Raw genomic sequence first — 22,496 nt, 5'->3', positions numbered from 1 at the left:
TAATATTCACACGGCCCCCCGTTTAGTCGTGCTCCGCTTTTTGTACAAAAAGACGGCGTACATCTATGTTGTAAATTATGCAATCCAAAGCCGCAGCGTTTGCATAATACGACATTTGTTCGAAATTTATTTTTGCTTCAAGCAAATCCGCCGGCGAAACAATTCCTTCTTTAAACCATATTTGCATATCCCGATATAATTGCTCGTATAACGCGGCCTCTTCGGCAGTTTTACTGCGCTGCCACAATAAGTCGGCGGCCTTGGTTTCAAGGGCTTTTTCGCGCTTTTTTTTATCTTCATGTGCCGATTGAACTGCAAGCAGGTCGGATTCGGCGTCATATTGCTTTATTTGAGCCGTATAATCTGCGTTTTTAAAAACATTCATATCCCAGCCGAGTGCAAACGAAATGCGGGGACTCGCCGGATTTTCCGTTGTTATACTTACTCCAGCCGCTGCCGATACCCCTTTCCATGAAGCCGAAACTTCGGCACCTATTTCGTTCGACGGCTGAATGTGTCCGGATGTTCCCGTACCGGGAACATCTTTTTTTCCCGGTGTACCTTCGGAAAGATACGTATAGGAAAAGCCTGCCCCCAAAAAAAAGTTTTTTTGGGATGACCGCATTTTTTCGTTATACGTATATTTCCAAAAAGCCTGTTCGGCAGCACCGTATAAAGCCGTATCGAAATCGCTAAACGATAACAGGGGGCGGCTTTTCAAATCATCCGGCAACAACGGAATTTCGGTAAAAAAATCCGCGTCTTTTCCGCAGTTTAAAGCAAATTCGGTCAAAGCGGCGGCACAAAGACGTTTTTTTTCTTCAAACGCATATTCATCGCTTTTTACGGCCAATTCGGCTTTGCGGTATTTCGGAGAAACCGCCGCATAACCTTGATTTTTTACCGTTTTGAAATTGTTTTCAGATGCAATAAGGCTGTCTTGCGCCTTTGCCGCCGCAGCCGCAGCCGTATATAAAGAGCGCAATTCCGTCCAAAAGTTTTTTTCGGTTTCAAGCGCGCGTTCGGCACAAGCGCGGCGTGCAAGTTCGGTTTGGCGGGCCGCTTTTTCAAGAAAAAGTTTGCGTTCTTTATTTTTATAAGAAATAATATCGGTTTTTACGCTTAAAGATGCGTCGGAAGTAAGCTTTAAAGCAGATTTTCCCGTACCGGCAGACACACTGCTTGATCGCAGGGGCAAAGCGGCTTGTATCCGCGTATTATTCAAATAAGGAAAAGCAAATGTAATTTCCGGCGCAACGGAATAGGTAAAGCCGTTCCCGGAAGGAACAAAATGCATAGTGCCGGTGGAAAGTGTTACATTTATGCCGTTATCCGTAAATACTTTTTTTTCTTCCAAAAGGCTTTGCATAAATTGTATATGCAGTTCTTTTAAACCTATATCCCGCTCGGCATATCCGGTTAAAAGGTCCTCTAAAGAAAAAGCGGCAAGGAGCACGGGCGGCATGCATAAAAAAAGCAGTACAAAACTTACAATACACAGGTTTTTTTTAACCGCATTTTTCCCTTTCACTCGCATCTCCCGTAAAATCCGGTTTTCGATACCTCTTTAGTGCAGCAAAGAACTTATCAAGGCAGGAACCGCAATAAAGTTTCCGATTGCGCCGCCTAGACTTGACAAAAAAAACACCAGCAGAACGCGGCCTATGCGGTTTTTATAAAAACCCTTGAGCGTTAAAGCGTCTTCGGCAAGAAATTCCATATCTTCAACCTTCGGTTTACACATCCACGCTTGTACAAGGCCGGTAAAAATACCGACGGCAAGAAAAGGATTGAGCGTTCCCAGCGGCGCACCGACAAAACCGGTTATAATTGCAAGCGGATGTCCGCACGCTAAAAGCGTTCCCAGTGCGGCTAAAGAGCCGTTCCATAAAATCCACGAAACAAGCATGTCTACGGAAGTTGCCGCCCCGCCGGTAAAAAAACCTGCAATTATCAGCGCAGCTAACAAAACGGGAAATATCCAGCCGGCAATTTTTCCGCCGATACCGGCAGGCGGTACGTTTTCTATATCGGCGGTATTACTTTGTTCCGTTCCCGCAGCAAGAGCGTTAAGATGTTTTTCTACGCCGGGAAGGTGTCCTGCGCCCAAAACGGCAAGGGTTTTATTACCCCTGCATTCCCATATGCGCGAAGCAAGGTAACGGTCGCGCTCATCGATCAACACTTCTTTTACCGCAGGCAAATATTGTGCCAATTCCGCCATCATAGAATCCATTTCGTTGGAACTTTTAAGATTTTCTATGTCTTCAGCCGAAATTTCCTCTTTTTCGAAAGCCGATGCCAACAAAGCCGATAAAAGCTTTACTTTTCCCCACAATGAATTTTTTGCCCATGCGCGGCGTAATGTTGTTTGAACGGGTCTGTCCGCCATAACGACGGGGATGTCCAATTCTTCGGCGATATTTAAAGCGGAACGCATTTCATCGCCGGGTTTTACTCCCACATCCGCCCCCATACGCCGTTGAAAAGAACTGAGAACCAGATTCGCCATCATAATAAAGCCGCGTTTTTCTTTTAATACCTTTACGATATCAAGATTTTTCCAAGACTCCGGATTTTTTACGGATTCATAACGCTGTTCGTCCAATTCTACGGCGACACAATCGGGGGACATTTCGCGTATACTGCTCTCAACGTCTTTTATGCTTTCTTTTGAAATATGTGCCGTTCCTACCAGTATTATTTCCCGGTCTTTAAATAAAAGATTTTTTACGGTTTGCATATATATTCCTACAATATAAGGTATCGGAAACGCCGGACTGCCGTCTTTCCCGTTTAATTTTTCGGCTTTGCATTCAATGCTTTTTCTTTTTCAGCCGCATTTTTGTGGCCGGGCGACATTTTTTCGACAGCCCATTGCGTAAGCCTGTATTCGAAAAATAAAGGAGCTTCCATATCGGCTACTTCAAGGTAGATTTTATTCGCCAGCTCTTGTTTACCTTTTAACTCATAAAACAATGCCATGTAAAATAACATCTTACCCTTTGTCGTTCTGCTGTTATGATTTACCACCTTATTCAAAACAGCACTGTCCCCCAACCCGTCATAATATAATCTGAGCATAAGGTAGTCAAGGCTTTGTTTGTCCATATTTTTCATAACCTTTGACAAAAATTCCTTATTTACTTTGATATTGCCCATCTTTTGATAAACGGCGGATATCATAAGCTGATAGGATACATTGGAAGGATTTGTTTCCCATGCTTTTAAAAATCCCGCCAAAGCTTCTTCCCAATTTTCAACCCGCCACGCAAGCATTGCTATCGATTCATACGCATAATAATATTTGGGATTGCATCGGATAACGTCCCGATAATCATTAAGCGCTTGTTCGTATTTTCCCTGCTCGTCAAAAAGGCCGCCGCGATACGTATAGGCTAAAAAATAATCGGGTTCGATAGCAATGGCCCGCGTCCATGCTTTTTCGGCTTCGGCATAATTATTTAAGCCGATATAGTACGAACCTGCATCAAGCCAGTGATAATAATAATCGGCGTCATATGTAAGCGCTTTTTGTATATATTCAAGCGCTTGAGAATAATCGTTTTTTTCCGAAGCAAGTTTTGCAAGATACGACCACGCCATACTGTTTTGCGGATTTATCTCGGTCAGCTTAGTAAAACCTTCTTTAGCTTTGTCAACCTTATCCAAATACCAGCTGGTTTGCGCAAAGCCGAACAAAGACGCTTCGTGTTTCGGATCGGCATCCAAACCTTTTTTAAAGTAGCGGTTTGCCTGTACAAAATTACGTGTAAGCATAAAGGTATCGGCCATTGCCGCATTTGCATCGGCATTATTCGGATTTTTTTTAAGTACGGTTTTTATAATATCGGTGCTTTTTGTTTTGTTGCCTGCGGCTTTTGCAATCATTGCGTTTAAAAGCAAAAGTTCTTCATTGCCGGGATTTTTCGCCAATAATGCGGCCGCTTTTTGTTCGGCTTGCCGAATTTCACCGGCCGAAAGCAGTAAAGATGCGTGCAAATAATTCAAATCGGGGCTGTTTTTATGTTCTGCCGGCAGATTTTCGAAGGCGGCAAGGGCTTTTTTTATATTGCCCTGCGCAAGCATTTTTTGCAGATCGCCGGTAAAAGCCTCCGGAGAAAAGGCGGTTTTATCCTTCGTTTCGCCGGCCTTTGTATCTTCTTTTACACCTTGTGTTTTAGGCGGAATTGTTTGTGCGGGCATTTCCTGCACGGGCCTTTGCAGAACGGGTTCCTCCGCTTGAGAGGAGACGACATCGGTTGTTTTACAAGCGGCAAAAACAAAGACAATAAGATGTAAGCAAAATAATAAAATGCGTATCTTTTGAACGTGTTTAATCATTATTTTTTCCTTTGCTGTTTTACGGGGAGTTGATTTTAAGGCCATCATTGAGTACACTAAAGCAAATGGCACATAATCCCGTTCGTAAATTTATAGGTTTAGCTTTTCTTTACGGTATTATTATTTTCGGCATTTTTATGCTCCAATTTAGAAATGAATTATCCGTTTCCAAATCTTTCGGCGGCATACAGCTGCGCTTATCGTATATAAGAGCAAAAAAAACGCCGCAAGCCGATACCGAACTCTCCCAGTCCTTAAAAAACGGTTTTTACGTTTCGGACAAGGGTATCGTTTTTTTTGCAGGAGAATCAAATCCGCTTATCCTGCACACTTCCGACAAAAAACAAATTCCCCTGGTTTTACAAAACTGGGAAGAAAAAGATAAAACAAGTTTTGTCCTTTCCTTTTCGGAAAACGTTTCACTGCTTTTTGACGGCAGTTCGGAACAGCTTGCCCTAAGCGCACAGCTTCCGAAAAAAGCCGTTTCGCTGACTATACCATATAAAACAACCGAAAGCTACAGCGTTACGGATATAAATCAAACGCGGGCTTTAATAAAATCAAAGGCCGAATCGCGCCTCCTGCAAGCACAGCTTATAACAAACGAGTACGTTCGTTTAAGCGCTTCTTCTCCGGCGGCCCGTATCGGTATCTATGAAGAAAAAGCATCCTTCAGCTTTGCATCAATCGCAAGCTTTGAAAAAGCACAAGCGGAAACTTTAAAAAAACTGACGGAACAGGCACGCGACAAACTGTTTGAAAGTTTCCCTTCGGTAAATCAGGAAAACATGAGCGAAAAACTGGTTTCCGCCTATGTGGCCGAAAGCGCCGCCCGCGGAGTTTACCATAACGGCGTGAATTCCGTTCCGCCCGCTTTTACCGACAGTACCAAGCGGACTTATTTCAGCGCACCTTATTTTAACAAATTAATTAAAATGAATCAAACGCTTGTTATGGAACAGGAAAATATATCCTACCGCATACAATATTCGCTTGAAAAAAACAATTTGGACGTATTTGAACTTGACCATCTTCCCCTTGTTTTACTCCAGCGCCCGCCGGAAGAAACATCACCCTTATTGGCCTTACCGGCTGCATTACCCGATTTTTCGCCGACTCCGGCACAAGCGGCGGGCATTTTAGACGTGTATACAACTTTATATAAGGTAAATCCCGTAAGTGCAGCCCTTCTTTCTCCGGTATTAAAACAATGTGCCGATTTTTTAGAACAATCCTGTGTTTTGTCGGATTCCGGCAGTCTTTATGCGGAAGATAAAGGAAACCGCATCAATTCGATATTATCGGCAAGGGCGGCAAAAGCACTACAAGAATACGGAACTATGATAGCCGACAAAAACACAAAAGCCGGAGGCATTATGCTTTTAGCATCCGTGTTGGAAAACCTTTCTTCTTTGGATTTGCGCACACTGGCGGAAATATACCCCTATATAGCCGGCGACAATACCTTTTATCCGCATATAGATGTGATCGGGTTTGAAAACAACCGCCCGATATGGGCATGGACAGTTGCTTCAAAGATTGATTATACAAAAGATGAAAATGACACAATCGTATTTAAAACAGCCTTTCCGGTCGATGAAACCCATTACATGATTCTTAACGGCATTGACCCCTTTGTTTCAATTGAAATTTACGGTTTACAATATCGTACGGATCCGCGTTTTGAAACGTATAATTCTTCCGGTTATGTATATGATGCAAAAACTAAAACATTGTTTTTAAAATACCGGCAAAAAACACCGGTCGAAACGGTCCGTTTATTTTATCGACAGAGGCCCGCCGTTTCCGAAAGTGAAACCGACAAAGCGGATAAGCCGATACAGGAAGAAGAAAGTTCGGAATCGGCCGAAAATTAGCGGTATAAATCGGTTTAAAAAATTTTTTAAAATTATATCCTTTTTTCGAAAATTGTGATATACTGATTAGTATACGGCATTGCCGAAAATCGCATAAGTGTCAAGCGTAAGGAGTATAAGTGAATAAACGCGATTTTCCTAAAATCCATTTTTACGATCAGGATTTTGTAGACATATACGATAAAACATGGTCTTGGGTTCAAAATTTTTGGAAGGATCTCGAAACGGGCAGCCAAAATGACGACGGGTATTTTATATACCAACATGAGGATTTGCCTGCGACGATAGACCAGCTTGAGTCGATTTTCGCTTCGTTTTTTTTAGTATACTCGAATCGCAATTTTCCGGCGCACCAAAATCTGGATTATCTGTATCAATGTCAGGAAACAAACGGCGCTATACGTTGGAGATATAACAGCGCGGATAAATCTCCGATTGTAAGCACGGAAAATCCTGAGGGAATAGGATTGCCCTTGTTTTCATGGGCGGAATTCAATCTGTATCATAAATCGGCAAACAAACGGCGTATAAAAGAAATTATGCCCGTTTTACAAAAATATATGACATGGATTGAAACCAATTTTAAAAAAGAAAACGGTTTATACGCCGTACCGCATCAAGCAAGTACTATGTTTAATGCCCCGCGCGATAAAACCTTTTATCCGGTGGATTTTAACAGTGCAATGGCCATCGGCGCCTTATACATGGCGGCCTTAGGCGATATTTTAAATGAAAAAGATTTAAATTTTCAATACAAACGCTTGTATTTTTCGCTTAAAACCCGTATCAATTCGCTTATGTGGAATCAAGACACGGGTTTTTATCATGACTTAAATGAAAAAGGAGACCAATTAACCCACAAAACAATTGCAGGGTTTTGGCCGCTTTTAGCCGAAATTCCGAACGAAGATAAGGCCGAAATGCTTATTTCGCACTTAACAAACCCGAAAACTTTCGGAACCGACCATCCCTTTCCGAGCCTTTCAGCCGATGAAAAAAAATTCAGCCAACACGGAGAAGGATTCCGCGGAAGCGTATTCCCCACCTTTAATTTTATGGTTATAAAAGGTTTGGAAAAATATCAGCGTTACGATTTGGCACGGGAAACGGCAATCCGCCACCTGTATTATATTTTGGACGCCCTTTTCCCGCACGGAAATGAAAAAACGGAAATAGGCGATTTATGGGAAGCGTATTTGCCCGGAAAAGAAGGTTTTGCAAAACTTTCGGGAAACGACAAATTCCCGCGAAAACGGCATTTGCATTCATCCGGACTTTCAACCATTGCATTAATGATCGAAAATGTCATCGGTTTGTCAATCAGCTTGCCCCGCAAAACGGTCGATTGGATTATTCCCAACCTTGAAATTATGGGAATTGAAAACTTGTCGCTAAAGCGGAACATGATTACCATTTTATCAAATAAAAGTTTGCGCGGCTGGGAAATCCAAATGGAAAGTGAAAAGCTGTATTATTTTACGATAAACATTCTCGGACAAAAGAAAAAAACCCTTCCCATCCCGTCGGGAAAATGTTCTATGCTTATAGACAAACTCTAAAAACCGAAACCCTATGAAAACACTGGAAGCCGTTATAGAAATAGGTTCCACCGGCATAAGGCTCATGGTATGCGAGCTTTCTTCCCGAAATTCATGGACAACCGTAGACCGTTCCGAACAGCCGGTTTCTTTGGGACGGGATGTATTTACCGCCGGCAGTGTCAGCCGCGAAAGTCTTTTACAGTGTTTGCGTATTTTAAATCGTTTTCGCGAACAGCTTGCCGGCTGGAAAATAGAAGATTCACATATAACGGTAATTGCAACCAGCGCTTTACGGGAAGCCCGCAACCGGGACACCATAGTGGACCGCATACAGGTAAAAACGGGTTTTCATATAGATGTAATAAACGGTATTGAAGAAAACCGCTTGATATATTTGGCGGTATTGGAAGTACTGCGCCAAGACGCACCGGGTATACAGGGACAAAATTCGCTTATTTTGGAAATCGGGGGCGGTTCGACGGAAATAATGCTCTTCGACCAGGGAAAGGTAGCGGCAGTACACAGTTTGCGCTTGGGAACGGTTATTATCGAACAATATATAAAGTCTATGACAGGCTCCCGGCACGATACGCGCCGCTTTTTGGAAGATTTTATAAAAAACGCCGGCGGAAACTTAAATACCGAAGCAAACTTAAAAAAAATTCGCCAATTTATTACCATCGGAAGCGAAATGCAAATTGCGGCAAAAGAAGCCGGTCAACAAATCGGAAAACGCACCCGAACCATCGACCGTGAAAAATTCACCGCCTTTGTGGACGAAATTCAACAATATTCCCCCGACGAGTGCATGGCCCGATTCAAAATCGGTTACAGCGATGCAAAATCGCTTCCCGTCGGTTTGCTGACATATAAGTTGTTTATCGAATTGACGAATGTAAAAAAAGTAATTGTTTTTGATACGACAATTCGGGAAGGGTTACTGTTAAGCAAACTTCCCGGACAAAGCACGCTGCAGCAGGACTTTGCATCCCAAATCATCGCATCGGCGGTGAATATCGGTAAAAAATACCGCATAGATGAAAAACATGCACAATATGTGCGTAAAACCGCTCTTCATATTTATGACAGTATGGAAAGTGAGTTGGGTTTGGATAAAGAAGCGCGTTTACTGCTTGAGGTTGCCGCCATCCTCCATGATATAGGAATGTTTATACGCGGAAGCGACCATCAACTCCACAGTCAATACATTATTTCACATTCCGATATCTTCGGACTGACAAAAGACCGCATTCAAATCGTAGCCCTTGTTGCCCGCTACCATAAAGGATCTTTATCTCTTTTGCCGGAAGAAACTTTTTTCACCTTAGCGCGCAACGATCGTACCCTTGTGTTAAAGCTTGCCGCCATACTGCGCGTTGCCGACGCTCTGGACAGGAGTCATTCCCAGCACATAACCGATATTACAATACTGCAAAAAGAAGATACGCTTATTTTTAAAACAAAACATACCTATAACACAAACCTTGAAAAAACCGCAATAGCGGAAAAGGGCGATTTGTTTGAATCCGTTTTCGGGTATACTATTATTATTACGTAAAAACGATTAAATCGGAAAAAGATATGGGAAATAAAAAAACACATTTTTTTAACAGAGAATTGTCATGGATCGAATTTAATGCGCGTGTTCTTACTGAAGCGAACCGAAAAGAAAATCCGCTTTTGGAGCGGCTAAAATTTCTTTCCATCGTTTCATCCAATTTTGACGAATTTTTTATGGTCCGTGTTGCGGGATTAAAACACCAAGCAAAGATTAATCCTAACGAAGCCGACAGCTCCGGCTTAACGCCCCTAAAGCAGCTTACTCTTATATCCGAACGGGTACATGAGATTTTTTCACATCAGCATATGATGCTCCGTGAGCACATATTTCCTCTTTTAGGAAAAAAAGGACTCTCCTATATTCCTCCTGAAGATTTTACCGAAGCCGAGCGGCAGTTTGCCGGTAACTTTTTCCAAAAGCACATTTTTCCTCTTTTAACGCCGTTAAAAAGCGGAAAAAACGGCGAGCTTCCTTATATAGCAAATTTGCGCCTCTATGCAGCCTTTTTACTCAAACCCATCATAGACACAAAGAATATCCACCCCGCCTTTTGCCCTGCCGCAGAAGAAAAAGCCTTAGCCTTTGTACAAATTCCTCCGGCGGTTCAGCGTATTATTTGGCTTCCGAGTGAAAGCAAAAAACAGCGCTTTACCCTTCTTGACGATATTATTCTTGCATTCGGAACCCGCTTATTTGAGGGGTATTCGGTAGACCAAAGCCTTGTTTTTAAAGCCGTATGCGATGCCGCCTTTACTGTCGATGAAGAAAGACATGAAGATTTTATGGAAGCTATGGAAGAAATCCTTGCCGCCCGGCGCGCTTCGGTGCCCATACGCCTTACCTGTACGGACACAAGTTCCGAAATTACAAAAATATTGGTAGAAAAAACAGGCTTAAGCAGTCAAGACGTTTACAAAGCCGGTAAAATAATCGATCTGTCTTCTTTAAGCAATCTTGCCGAAAAAAGCGGGTTTTCAAAACATCGGTATCCGGCATGGAAACCTTTGTATCCGCCTTCTCTTATGCAAAACGAAGCGATGTGGGATATTTTAAAACAACGGGATATACTGCTTCATGTTCCTTATGAGTCTTACGATCCGGTTTTACGGTTTATTAACGATGCCGCCGACGATCCGGATGTTTTGGCTATAAAAATGACCTTATACCGTACCAGCGGAAAATCACCGATTATAAAAACCCTTGAACGCGCCGCGCGAAAAGGAAAGCAGGTAACCGTCTTTGTAGAGTTAAAAGCCCGCTTTGACGAAAAACGCAATATTTCCTGGGCACAGCAATTAATGCATTTCGGTGTTATCGTTGTTCACGGTATTGCAAACCTTAAAGTTCATGCAAAAATGCTGCTTGTCGTGCGCCGGGAAAGCGACGGCATTGTCCGCTATGTTCATATGGCAACCGGAAATTACAACGAAAAAACGGCACGGTTGTATTCCGATATATCGTTATTTACCTCAAATCCCGAAATTGCAAACGATGCAACCGTTTTTTTTAACATGATTTCCGGCTATTCGGCAATTCAAACCATGCGCCGTCTTTATATGGCACCCGTCAATTTAAAATCGCGCCTTTTGTACATGATAGAACGGGAAAAAATGCATTCCACCCGCGAAACGCCGGGGCTTATTATGGCAAAGATGAACAGTCTTGCCGACCCGGATATCATCAAAGCTTTGTATGACGCGAACAATGCTCATGTACGGATTATGTTAAACGTGCGCGGTATTTGTACCCTGGTGCCGGGAATACGAAAACAAAGCGAAAACATCAGCGTTATAAGCATTGTAGACCGTTTTTTGGAACATTCGCGTATTTTTTACTTCCAAAACGGAGGTGCAGAAGAGGCATATCTTTCAAGCGCCGATTGGATGAGCCGCAATTTGGACCGCCGTGTTGAGCTTATGTTCCCCGTAACGCAAAAAGATTTGTTTCAAGAATTAAAGGATATTTTACACTTGTATTTTTCGGATAATACCCATGCGCATGAATTGAACGCCGACGGTACGTGGTCGCTTAAAAAGCCCCGCTCGGGTGAAATTCCCGTACGTGCACAGGAAAGTTTGTACAATAAATACAAACAAAGGGCCGAAACCGCCAACAAAGAAATTCCGCGCTTGTTTACGGTACGCAGAAAAGAACCGCGGGAAAGAGGCGGCCCTAAAAGTCTTTGATACCCGCTTTTAAATATAACCGCTTTACGATTTTTATAAAATCAATATAATCATTATGGTGAATATGGTGAATTTTTCTTATACGGGTTACACATCCTCTTTTGACGCGGCCGTCGTCGGTGCTGGGCATGCAGGCCTTGAAGCCGCCCTTGCTTTGGCGCGGCGCGGTTTCCAAACGATTATCATAACCCAGTCCATAGATGCAATTTGCCGCCTTTCGTGCAATCCTTCTATCGGCGGTATTTCCAAAGGGAACATCGTTAAAGAAATAGACGCACTCGGCGGCGAAATGGCACACCTTATCGATAAAAGCATGATTCAATACCGGCTTTTAAACCGCAGCAAGGGGCCTGCCGTGCAAGCGCCGCGCTCTCAAGCCGACAAACAGCTCTACGCTTCTTTAGCCCGCCGCCTTTTGGAAAGCGAACCGAATCTCTACCTGTTGCAGGATACGGTAACCGCTTTGGAAACGGTTGACGTTTCCCCCAACCGCCGAAAACTTACCGGCCTTGTTACGGAGCGCGGAAGGCATATTCCCGTGCGCACGGCCGTTCTTACCACCGGAACTTTTTTAGGCGGCAAAATCTTTATCGGCGATTACGATGAGCCTTGCGGCCGCTTGGGAGAAACGGGCGCCTTCGGTCTTACCGAATCCCTTGTGTCTTTGGGCTTTAGCGTCGGACGCTTAAAAACGGGAACGCCCCCGCGCCTTTTGCGCTCTTCAATCGATTTTTCGCGCTTGGAAATTCAGCACGGCGACGATGAAGTTTTGCCCTTTTCTTTCGATACCGAAAAAATAGAGCGCCCCATGGTTCCCTGCTATCTTGCGTATACGAATGAAAAAACGCACGCTATGATCCGCGAAAACATAGGCCTTTCGCCCCTGTACAGCGGAAAAATAAACGGCATAGGACCGCGCTATTGTCCGTCCATAGAGGATAAGGTTATGCGCTTTGCCGACCGGCAGCGCCACCAGCTTTTTGTCGAACCCGAAGGACTCGACACCGACGAAATGTATTTGAACGGCCTTTCTTCGTCGCTTCCCGAATCGGTGCAGGATGCTTATTTACGGACAATTGCCGGCTTTGAGCATGCCGTCATGACGCGCCCCGGCTACGCGGTTGAATATGACTTTATAGACCCCACCCAATTAAGTGCGGGCCTTGAAACAAAGCGCGTCGCAGGCCTTTTTACCGCAGGACAGATAAACGGAACTTCCGGCTACGAAGAGGCGGCGGGACAGGGGCTTATCGCCGGAATCAATGCGGGAAGCTATGCCGCCGCCCATAAAAAACTCTGCGGCGAAAAAGTTGAAGGACACGCCGACCGAAGGCGCGATATACCCGAATACGAAAGCCTTGTTTTGCGCCGCGATGAAGCATACATCGGCGTTCTTATCGACGACTTGGTAACCTTGGGCACAAAGGAGCCTTACCGCATGTTTACCGCACGCGCCGAATACCGCTTAAAACTGCGCCACGATACGGCGGACGAGCGCTTAACCGAAAAGGGTTTTAAAGCCGGTCTTAAAAGCGAAGCGCAAATGCAGCGGGTGCGCGACAAAGTGCGTATGCGCAACGAAATTTTAGCCTATTTGGAAAAGAATCCCGCATCCGCCGCAAAAGAAGAGCCTGAAAACGGCTTTGACAAAACGGCGTGGAAAAATGCGTGCATAGACTATAAGTACAAGTACTATATCGAAAAACAGGACAGGCGCGTCGAAAAAATGCACCGCATGGAAGGCGCCCTCATTCCCGCCGATTTCGATTACGCTTCGATTCCCGCCCTCTCTGCGGAAACGCGCCAAAAACTTGAAACCGTCCGCCCGCGCACACTCGGACAAGCCGCCCGCATTTCCGGCATCCGCAATTCGGACATTATGCTTTTAATGGTGTATGTGAAGTAGCGATGAGCTCGAATGAGAACGATTTCGATAATTCAAACTTTTACGCACAGACAACGCGGACGTTTTTCTTTTCCAAGTCCGCTTTTAATTCCGGAGGGATTCCGTCATCGGTAATAACCGTATGCACTTCTTTTGCCGAAAACAGGCGGGCAACACTGCGCGCTCCGAATTTTGACGAATCGGAAAGAACAAAGATTTTATCGGCATTTTTACTGATTGTTTTAACCGTTCCCGCCCGTGTGTGGTTTTCCTGAGAAAAACCGTGTTCGGCCGTATAGCCGTCAATACCCGTAAACAATTTATCCACATGATATTCTTTTGCGCACATTTCCGTTATCGAACCGACCATAACCTGTGCATCATTTTGATAATCTCCGCCCAATAAAACGGTTTTTGCACTGGGAATGTGCCGTATGTAGCCGGCTATAAAAGCCGAATTGGTGATGATGGTAATGTCCTTTGCCGCCGTTGCTATCTCCATCGCCAACAAGGCACAGGTGCTTCCCGATTCAATCATAACGGTTTCGCCGGGAGTTAAAAAGGACAAGGCTTTTTTTGCAATTTTTTGCTTTATTTCATATGCATAAGACAGCCGCGAATTTATATCGTCATGAGAAACCCGCAGTGCATAACCGTGAAAGCGGCGCAAAAGCCCCTTGTCTTCCAATATTTGCAAGTCCTTCCGTATAGTAACGGTAGAAACTTTGATGCGGTCGGCTATTTGCTTTACATTCAATTTATCATGTTCGTTTAATAAATTTACGATTGTCAACTGCCGCTGTATGATATCCGTTCCCATAATGCTTTATTCTATAGAATAGGCTTACTCCTTGTCAACCGAGTATTTTTCAAAAGACGGCAGCAATACTTATTGAACATCTTTGAACGGCAATAAAACAAGTTTTATTCGAAAGATAAATAATTATAAAAAAAACTTGACAGATAGATAAACACGTGTTAGCATATAGTATCAAAGCCATTTTTCTTTTATTTGAATACAAAAAGCTTTTATTCGAAAACTTACAAATATTTGAGGAACAATAATGCATACCGCCGTTTTAAAGATGAATCGTATTTCCAAAGCCTTTCCCGGAGTCCAAGCATTGGAAGCCGTCGATTTTGAGCTGTACAAGGGAGAAGTACATGCTCTGATGGGAGAAAACGGAGCCGGAAAATCGACATTAATGAAAATCTTAAACGGCATGCATAAAGCCGACAGCGGTTCAATAGAAATTAACGGCAAAACGGTACAGCCGCAAAATTCTCATGCCGCCTTAAAGCTGGGAGTATCAATGATTCATCAAGAATTGAGTCCCATTCCCGATATGACGGTTGCCGAGAATATCTTTTTGGGGCACTTACCCGGCAAAATCTTTGTGCATAAAAAAAAGCTGAACGAACAAACAAAGGCGCTTTTTGAAAAATTGTCTTTACCCGTTATTCCGCCGCATTTGCGTATGAACACGCTGAGTATCGCGCAAATCCAAATGGTGGAAATCGTAAAAGCCATTTCATATAACTCTCAAATCATAGTTATGGACGAGCCTACCTCGGCAATAGCGGATGCCGAAGTGGAAATGCTGTTCGATATAATCAAACGTTTAACCGCAAACGGCATTTCGATTATTTATATTTCGCATAAGATGGACGAGATATTCCGTATTTCGGACAGAATTTCCGTTATGCGCGACGGAAAAATGATAGGAACCGAAATAAGTACGCAATTGGATTCGTCCCGGCTCATCGGCATGATGGTCGGCCGCGATGTGTGTCATTTGTTTAAAAGAAATGCAAAACAAATCGGAGATGTAAAAATGTCCGTGCAGGGACTGTGTTCCGAAAATTGTTTTGAAGATGTTTCGTTTGAGCTTCATAAAGGAGAAATATTGGGCATTACGGGCTTAATCGGTTCAAAGCGGACCGAGCTTGTAGAATCGATTTTCGGCTTGCGGCCCGTAACTGCGGGAAAAATATTTATCGACGGTAACGAAGTACGCATAAAAAAGCCCTGCGATGCGATTAAAAAACGTATTGCATTGGTAACCGAAGACAGAAAGCGGCAAGGACTGTTTTTGGACAAGTCCGTAACATTCAATACGTCGATTGCGAATCTTATTAATATGTTTTTCGGCCCCTTTATCAATAAAAAAATCGAAAAAAAGGAATGCGAAGCCGTTTTAAAAAAGCTGTGTGTAAAAGCGTCCGGCTTTACAATTCCCGTTTCATCCTTATCGGGCGGTAACCAGCAAAAGGTCGTATTGGCAAAGTGGCTTTCCACAGTTCCCGAAATACTGATACTTGACGAACCGACGCGCGGTATCGACGTTAAAGCAAAACAGGAAATATACGTGCTTATAGACAGTCTGGCAAACGCGGGTAAGGCCGTTATCGTTATATCGTCCGAAATGCCGGAAATTCTTGCTTTAAGCGACCGCATTCTTGTAATGAACAGCGGTAAGGTCCGCGGAATTTTGGAAGGCGACAATATCAATAAAGAAGAAATACTTGCGCACGCACTTATGTTTTAACCTAATAAAAGAAGCGGCCTAAAACGACGGTAAGGCCGCTTTACATATTTTAATGCGGTTTTTATGGAGGATGAATGAAAAAAACGGTAACTTTAGCGGATTTAAAAAAAGGATTTTCCGCTTACAGTTTGTACTTATTGCTTTTTGTACTTATGGTGGCGGTTTCTATTGCCAACAACAATTTTTTATCCGTACAAAATATAAAAAATATTTTTCAGCAAATCTCGATAAACGGTATTCTTGCAGTGGGTATGACCTTTGTCATCATAACCGGCGGAATAGATTTATCGGTCGGTTCTTTATTGGGATTTTCGGGTGTAATCGCCGCAAGTTTGGTCAGCGGCGGCGGCAATCCCTTATGGGCAGTATTGGCCGGCATTACAGCCGGTCTTATATTCGGCTTTATAAACGGTTTATTGATTTCGTATGCCAAGATAGTACCGTTTATCGTTACCCTCGGAATGCTGTCGATTGCCCGCGGAATAACAAACGTATACACGCGCGGCAGCCCCATCATAAAGCTGGATAAGCGTTTTACGGCCATAGGACAGTCTTCTTTTTTAGGCTTGGGCATTCCGATATGGATTTTTATCGGCATGCTTATAGTCGGCTTTATTATTTTACATACGACAAAACTGGGCCGCTATACGCTTGCAGTAGGCGGAAATGAAGATGCCGCCAAAACATCGGGTATCAACACAGCCGGAATAAAGCTGTTTGCCTATACCTTTACCGGTTTTTGCTGCGGTTTGGCCGGTATTTTAATGACGGCAAAAACAAACGCGGGCGCCCCCAATGCCGGTACCGGATACGAACTTGACGCGATAGCGGCCGCCATCATCGGAGGAACTTCCCCGTCCGGAGGAAAAGGCACTATATTCGGAACTCTGCTGGGCGTATTGATTTTCGGTATTATCCAAAACGGTTTGGATATTTTGAATGTATCGTCTTATATACAACAGGTTGTAAAGGGTTTGATTATCATCGGCGCAGTATGGGCGGATAAAGCAAACCGCAGCGCAAGATAGGCTAAAACGGTAAATCCTGATTTTTGCCGTTTACATAAAACATAAAAATCAAAGCAAGGAGGATTTTTTATGAAAAAATTGGGAATTCTTTTGATTGCGGCGGCACTTATGCTGCCTTTAGCAGCCGGAGGAAAAGGAGAAAGTGCGGAAGGAACGTACAAAGTCGGAATTTCAATGTTTAACTTAACGTCGGAATATTTAACGTCGTTAAAAACACACATGGAAAAATACGTTGCCGAAAATCCGGATTACTCTTCCGTAAAATTGGTGTTTTTGGATGCACAGTCCGACCCCGTTAAACAAAACAGTCAAGTGGATAACCTGATAACGCAAAAAGTAAACAGCATTATTATGATTCCCTTTGACCGCGAACAACAGGTTCCCGCAGTTGAAGCCGCGGCAAAAGCCGGCGTTCCGCTTATTGAATTATGCGCTTCAACCGTTTCGGATAAAAAACGTTCATATGTCGGATCCGACGATATTCAATCCGGCCTTATGCTTGCACAGGAAATGTTCAAAAATGTAAAACCGAATGCCAAAATAATCGTTTTACACGGACCGACGGGACAAAACGCACAGGTTATGCGTTTTGCCGGATTAAAAGAAGTTATGAAAAAATTCCCCGAAGCAAAAATAGTTGCGGAAAAGGTTTGTGATTGGGACCGTTCGCGCGCCTTGGATGCCATTCAAAATATTATTCAATCGGGTATGGAATTCGATGCCGTTTTTGCGGAAAACGATGAAATGGCTATGGGAGCATTGCTTGCATGCGAAGGAGCCGGTGTAAAAGGTAAATTTATCGGCGGCGTCGATGCAATTCCCGATGCATTATTAGCCGTTGAAGCCGGACGTTTGAATTGTACCGTTTTCCAAAATTCCGTTGCACAAGCCCGCACCGCAGTTGACGTTGCGGTAAAAGCGGCAAAGGGAGAATCCATAAACAAACTGTACGACATTCCCTATGAATTGGTAACAAAATCGAATATTGCAAACTATAAATAAAACGGTATCGCATTAAATACGCGAAAAAAAGGCTGTCCGAAAACTGAAGTTTTCGACAGCCTTTTTTATATCAATATTATGTTATATAACCTGCTCGGTGCGTTCGATTATGTCGTCTTGAGTCGCCTTTGACAACACATTGAAAAAGGCCGAATAGCCGGCAACCCGGACTATAAGATCACGATGCTTTTCCGGATGTTTTTGTGCGTCCAAAAGCGTATCGCGGGACACGACATTGTATTGAACATGGAATCCCTTTAATCGGTTGAAAAAGGTTCTGATTAAAGCTGCCAATTTTACCTTATCTTCATCCTTTTGTAAAATTTGCGGCGTTACTTTTTGATTCAGCAATACACCGCCGGTAATTTTTGCCGTCGGAAGTTTCGAAACCGATTTAAATACGGAGGTCGGGCCGTGCGTATCCATTGCATGAGTCGGCGAGCAGCCTTCAGCCAGCGGAGTTCCCGCATTGCGTCCGTCGGGAGTTGCCAAAGTACCGATTCCCTGTCCCACATTTGCCGATATGGAAGAGGTTCCCGCATAGCGCAAACCTCCTATCGGGCCTCTGCCGAAACGGGTGTTCGGATATTTTTCCACTTCATCAATATAGCTTTGGTATGCATCGACAACCAAAGAATCCACATAATCGTTATCGTTACCGTATTTGGGGGCTTGTGTAAGTAAAATCTGCTGAATTTTTTTACCCTTTTCACCGGCAAAGTCGCTCATCAAAGCTTCCCATAAATCGTCGCGGCTGATAAGCTTGTCTTCATACACACACTTTTTTATTGCGGCGAGCGAATCGGCAAGATTGGCAATACCGACTTGTAAACCGCTGATAAAGTCGTATACGGCGCCGCCTTCTTTTAAGGTTTTACCCCGTCCGATACAATCGTCGCATAAGGCCGAGCACAAAACGTCCGGTACGTCGGTTTCAAGAACGCTGTCGCAGGCATTTTCAATAATGACGCTGTGTCTGGTAAAGTCGCGGATAACCGTATCCCATGCTTTTTGCAAATCGGAAAAAGAGTTCATATCTTTAAAGTGTCCGCAGCTCTTTGTAAGGCGTGTGCCGCTTTTGGGATCCACGCCGTCATTCATCACAATAAGCAAAGATTTTGGAAAGTTTAAAAAGCTCATACCGGTACAGCGGTATCCCCATTTACCGGGAACGGCCACTTCCACGCAGCCGATAGCGCTGTAATTATATGCGTCTTCTTCTTTAATACCGCGTTCCAAAAATGAAGGAATAATAATTTCATCATTATTGAAGGCCGGCATACCGAAGCCCAATTTTAATACTTCCACACATTCTTTCATAAACCTGTCATCCAAACCGGCATGATATCTGACCGTAAGGTTCGGCTGGGGAAGATGTGTTTGCGCAACCGAGCGGAGAATAAGATATGTGAGCGGATTTACCGCATCTTTTTTATCGGTTGTTTGTCCGCCGACGGTAACGTTTTGATACAGGGGGCTGCCGGCACTGTATTGGGTGTGCGACCAGCTGCGAATCTTATTGATTGTGAAGGTTTTAATCCACAAGTTGGTAAGCAATTCGCAGGCGCTTTCTTGCGTTATTGTACCGTTTTGAATATCGCGATTGTAATATTCAAATACATATTGATCCATTCTGCCGTATGACAAAGAATGTCCGTTTGATTCTATTTGCAAAACCAAATGAACGAGCCAAAGCGATTGCAGCGCTTCATGAAAAGTGTCGGCCTTATGTTCAGGAACTTTTTGCAAAATGCGGCTCATTTCTCTCAATTCCGCACAGCGCTCGGGATTTGTCTTTTCCAGTTTATCGGCGGTTTTACCGGCAAGAGATGCATACCGATGCGCAAAAGCAACGGTGGAATCAATTAAAATAATAACCGCTTCATAAAAATAATATTTTTTTAAGTTATTATAGTCGGTTAAATCGAGCTTTGCCATTTCATGCTCGGTTTGTTTTTTAAAATCAGCCAAGCCGTTTTGCAGTAAACGTTTATAATTTACCGCAATATGGGCATCGCCTGAGGTTATGTTTCCTTCCGCTTTAATAATACCCAAGTCGTAAAACACCTTGCTGGCGGGGGGAATTGCCGCAAGACCCCGTTCTTTTGTCGTATTATGTTCCCAAAACGGCGCTATGGAACGAAGTTCTTCTTTTGTTTTTTCGGAAATGAAAAATACATCTCCCGGACGTTTTTCAAATTCATCCAATTCATTGATAACCCAATCCATTGCGTATTCGGGAAAAATCGGGGCCGCTCTGTTTTGTGAAGCTTGGTTCCCCGCAAGCAGAGTATCGTCTTCTATATAGATACTCATATTTTCCAAAATATTTTTCATCATATATGCACGTTTTAAAACAACCGGCATATCCTGATGGGCTTTATAACTTTCCGTAGTTAAAAGCGCCCGCTGTGCACAAACACAGGGAGAAGCGGACAAAACTTCTTCTCTAAAATGTTTCATTCTTTCGGTCAACTCTCCGAAGTACATACTCATACCGGACCTCCTGTTATTTACAAAGCCGGCCGGCCGTCAAAAACGCAAGCGCTTTCAAGACTGCCGCCGCACCGTTTCACATTTAGAAAATCTCTAAAAATCCGACCGGGTTTTAGAGATGATTCAATATAATAATTCCCGTGCGCCGATAATACCGGCGTCCCGGGCACACAGAGCTGTTTTAAAATACACGGGATATTCATTGTCATTGTACATATCAAATAATTCCCGCACACGTTTAAATAATTTATCTCCCATGCATAAAAGACCGCCGGAAAAAACGAAGCAATTTATATTCAGCGTAACATACAGGTTATACAGCCAAATTGCCATGTATTGCGCCATTTGCTCAACCGCCTGCTTTGCAATGACATCGTTTTGTTCCCATGCTTCACAAATGTGAACGGTACTTATCGCCGCATCTTTTGCGGCAAGGGAGCTTATAAGCGTTTTTTCTCCCGCGGCTATTCTTTGTTCCACATGTTTAACAATCATACTGCCGGAACACCATGACATAAGACAGCCTTTGTTGCCGCAGCCGCAGAGAATGCCCGTATCCGGCGAGGTAAGCATGTGTCCGCTTTCTCCCGCCCAGCCGTAAGAACCGCGAAAAAGCCGTTTATTGATAATAATACCAGATGAAATGCCCGTACTGACCGGGCAAAAAAGCATGTGCTCAAAACCCTTGCCGGCGCCGTGCCTCAGTTCCGCAAGGGCTCCGGTATGTGCATCGTTATCTATGACGATACGGACAGGTTTATCAAAACAGTCTGCAAAATAGTCACGTGCGGGGAAATTTTTTATCTTGGTTAAATTGCTTGTTTTTACGATAAAACCTTTTTCAAAAAGAACAAAGGAGGGAACTCCTATGCCGATGCCGTCTATGTCGTCAAGTTCCGCTTTTTTTACCGCAAGCAGGTTTTTACATTGTTCCGCAACGTTTCGGAAAAACACTTCCGGTTCGGCTTCTTTATCCGACGGATACTGCATACGCTCAAGCAAAACACCGTTTGCATCAAACAAACCGATTGCGGTTTTTGTGCCGCCTATATCAATTCCGATACTGTATGCCCGCTTCATAGTTCCCCCTTTTGCAGCAGCATGTTTTTTTCTCTCATATATACTATAACACAAAATATTTATTTATGCAAGTAAAATGTTTTCAAATGAAAGTATATGCTTTTCAAAAGTTTGATTTTGTGATATAATTACCGTATGGAAAATCCGAAGGCACTTATTTTTAACGTACAAAAATTCAGTATTCACGACGGGCCGGGAATACGGACGGTTGTTTTTTTTAAAGGCTGTCCGCTTTCATGCAAATGGTGTTCAAACCCCGAATCGCAATCGGCAAGCATGCAAATATTACAACCGCTGACAAAAGACGGCAAAGAACAGGTTTGCGGAACATATCGGGATATCGATTCGGTAATGGCTGAGATTTTGCAGGACAAAGATTTTTACGAAGAATCCGGCGGGGGAGTAACTTTGTCGGGCGGAGAAGCGCTTGTACAAATCGATTTTGTGCAAGCCCTGCTTTGTGAATGCAAAAAAAACGCTTTACACACGGCAGTCGAAACAAGCGGTTTTATCGCTTCCGAATATTTCAAGCGGATTATCGATTTGACGGATTTATTTTTATTCGATATTAAACACTATGATTCTCACAAACATACACAGGGAACGGGCGTTACCAACGATATTATTATCGAGAATTTACGCATGCTGATTAAAGCCGAAAAAAATGTATTGGTCCGTGTTCCCGTTATTCCGCACTTTAACAATTCTCTCGATGACGCCGAAGCCTTTGCCCGTTTTTTTATCGCAAACGGTATACGGGAAATTCAGTTATTGCCTTTCCATCAATTCGGTCAAAATAAATACCGGCAATTAGGCTTACCGTATGAGTTTGACGGATACAAATCTCTTCATCCGGAAGATTTGCAGGAATACAAGGATATTTTGACAAAGGCTTCCTTAAAGGTTATTTTATAGGGAATTTAATAGACAGGCCGCTACTTCAGCCG

Annotated in this window: 15 protein-coding genes; 9 read left to right on the top strand and 6 right to left on the bottom strand. The window is 43.5% G+C overall.

All coding sequences use genetic code 11. The features are described from left to right. Nucleotides 1-22 precede the first annotated feature (22 nt). Genes H0R92_RS04715 through H0R92_RS04705 form a run of 3 tightly spaced genes read right to left on the bottom strand, consistent with a single transcriptional unit; the run spans nucleotide 23 to nucleotide 4,344 of the window. A complete protein-coding gene (locus H0R92_RS04715; RefSeq protein WP_432961626.1) occupies nucleotides 23-1,531 on the bottom strand; it encodes a hypothetical protein in 1,509 nt (502 codons plus the stop codon). A gap of 36 nt (nucleotides 1,532-1,567) precedes the next feature. Beyond that, the gene (locus H0R92_RS04710; RefSeq protein ID WP_432961624.1) at nucleotides 1,568-2,743 is read right to left on the bottom strand and encodes a TraB/GumN family protein; all 1,176 of its coding nucleotides are present in this window, start codon (nucleotides 2,741-2,743) and stop codon (nucleotides 1,568-1,570) included. A 53-nt stretch (nucleotides 2,744-2,796) separates the two neighbouring features. Then, complete coding sequence (locus H0R92_RS04705) at nucleotides 2,797-4,344, bottom strand: tetratricopeptide repeat protein (protein WP_432961622.1); 1,548 nt, start codon at nucleotides 4,342-4,344, stop codon at nucleotides 2,797-2,799. Nucleotides 4,345-4,409: 65 nt separating this feature from the next. On the opposite strand from H0R92_RS04705, the gene H0R92_RS04700 reads away from it, so the two are divergent. The 5 genes from H0R92_RS04700 (at nucleotide 4,410) to mnmG (ending at nucleotide 13,415) form a co-directional block, all read left to right on the top strand. Next, nucleotides 4,410-6,221 (top strand): hypothetical protein, encoded by a 1,812-nt coding sequence (locus H0R92_RS04700; protein ID WP_432961620.1) that lies wholly within the window; start codon nucleotides 4,410-4,412, stop codon nucleotides 6,219-6,221. A gap of 119 nt (nucleotides 6,222-6,340) precedes the next feature. Beyond that, nucleotides 6,341-7,780 carry an MGH1-like glycoside hydrolase domain-containing protein gene (locus H0R92_RS04695; RefSeq protein WP_432961618.1) on the top strand — a complete coding sequence of 480 codons (1,440 nt, stop codon included), beginning with the start codon at nucleotides 6,341-6,343 and terminating at the stop codon, nucleotides 7,778-7,780. Nucleotides 7,781-7,793: 13 nt separating this feature from the next. Then, nucleotides 7,794-9,320, top strand: a complete 1,527-nt coding sequence (locus H0R92_RS04690) for an HD domain-containing protein (protein WP_432961616.1) — start codon at nucleotides 7,794-7,796, stop codon at nucleotides 9,318-9,320. Nucleotides 9,321-9,343: 23 nt separating this feature from the next. Next, nucleotides 9,344-11,509: a polyphosphate kinase 1 gene (gene ppk1, locus H0R92_RS04685; RefSeq protein ID WP_432961614.1), complete on the top strand. Its 2,166-nt coding sequence runs from the start codon at nucleotides 9,344-9,346 to the stop codon at nucleotides 11,507-11,509. Nucleotides 11,510-11,573: 64 nt separating this feature from the next. Next, nucleotides 11,574-13,415 (top strand): tRNA uridine-5-carboxymethylaminomethyl(34) synthesis enzyme MnmG, encoded by a 1,842-nt coding sequence (gene mnmG, locus H0R92_RS04680; RefSeq protein ID WP_432961612.1) that lies wholly within the window; start codon nucleotides 11,574-11,576, stop codon nucleotides 13,413-13,415. A gap of 40 nt (nucleotides 13,416-13,455) precedes the next feature. Here mnmG and H0R92_RS04675 read toward each other — a convergent pair whose 3' ends face one another. Further along, nucleotides 13,456-14,214 (bottom strand): DeoR/GlpR family DNA-binding transcription regulator, encoded by a 759-nt coding sequence (locus tag H0R92_RS04675; RefSeq protein ID WP_428770068.1) that lies wholly within the window; start codon nucleotides 14,212-14,214, stop codon nucleotides 13,456-13,458. A gap of 244 nt (nucleotides 14,215-14,458) precedes the next feature. Here H0R92_RS04675 and H0R92_RS04670 point away from each other — a divergent pair, with 244 nt between their 5' ends. From H0R92_RS04670 to H0R92_RS04660, 3 genes are all read left to right on the top strand, one after another. Continuing rightward, the gene (locus H0R92_RS04670; RefSeq protein ID WP_428770069.1) at nucleotides 14,459-15,943 is read left to right on the top strand and encodes a sugar ABC transporter ATP-binding protein; all 1,485 of its coding nucleotides are present in this window, start codon (nucleotides 14,459-14,461) and stop codon (nucleotides 15,941-15,943) included. Between the two features lie 74 nt (nucleotides 15,944-16,017). Then, nucleotides 16,018-16,971, top strand: a complete 954-nt coding sequence (locus H0R92_RS04665) for an ABC transporter permease (protein WP_428770070.1) — start codon at nucleotides 16,018-16,020, stop codon at nucleotides 16,969-16,971. Between the two features lie 69 nt (nucleotides 16,972-17,040). Beyond that, the gene (locus H0R92_RS04660) at nucleotides 17,041-17,973 is read left to right on the top strand and encodes a sugar ABC transporter substrate-binding protein (RefSeq protein ID WP_428770071.1); all 933 of its coding nucleotides are present in this window, start codon (nucleotides 17,041-17,043) and stop codon (nucleotides 17,971-17,973) included. An 81-nt stretch (nucleotides 17,974-18,054) separates the two neighbouring features. Here the strand turns inward: H0R92_RS04660 and H0R92_RS04655 are convergent, their stop codons facing one another. Further along, complete coding sequence (locus H0R92_RS04655; protein WP_432961608.1) at nucleotides 18,055-20,469, bottom strand: glycyl radical protein; 2,415 nt, start codon at nucleotides 20,467-20,469, stop codon at nucleotides 18,055-18,057. 123 nt (nucleotides 20,470-20,592) lie between these two features. After that, a complete protein-coding gene (locus H0R92_RS04650) occupies nucleotides 20,593-21,549 on the bottom strand; it encodes an ROK family protein (protein ID WP_432961606.1) in 957 nt (318 codons plus the stop codon). A gap of 135 nt (nucleotides 21,550-21,684) precedes the next feature. Here H0R92_RS04650 and H0R92_RS04645 point away from each other — a divergent pair, with 135 nt between their 5' ends. Further along, nucleotides 21,685-22,464: a glycyl-radical enzyme activating protein gene (locus tag H0R92_RS04645; protein WP_432961604.1), complete on the top strand. Its 780-nt coding sequence runs from the start codon at nucleotides 21,685-21,687 to the stop codon at nucleotides 22,462-22,464. Nucleotides 22,465-22,496 lie beyond the last annotated feature (32 nt).

The organism is Treponema sp. OMZ 840 (genome assembly GCF_050937815.1).
Classification (GTDB): Bacteria; Spirochaetota; Spirochaetia; order Treponematales; family Treponemataceae; genus Treponema_C.
This window is presented reverse-complemented; position numbering and strand designations above follow the sequence as displayed.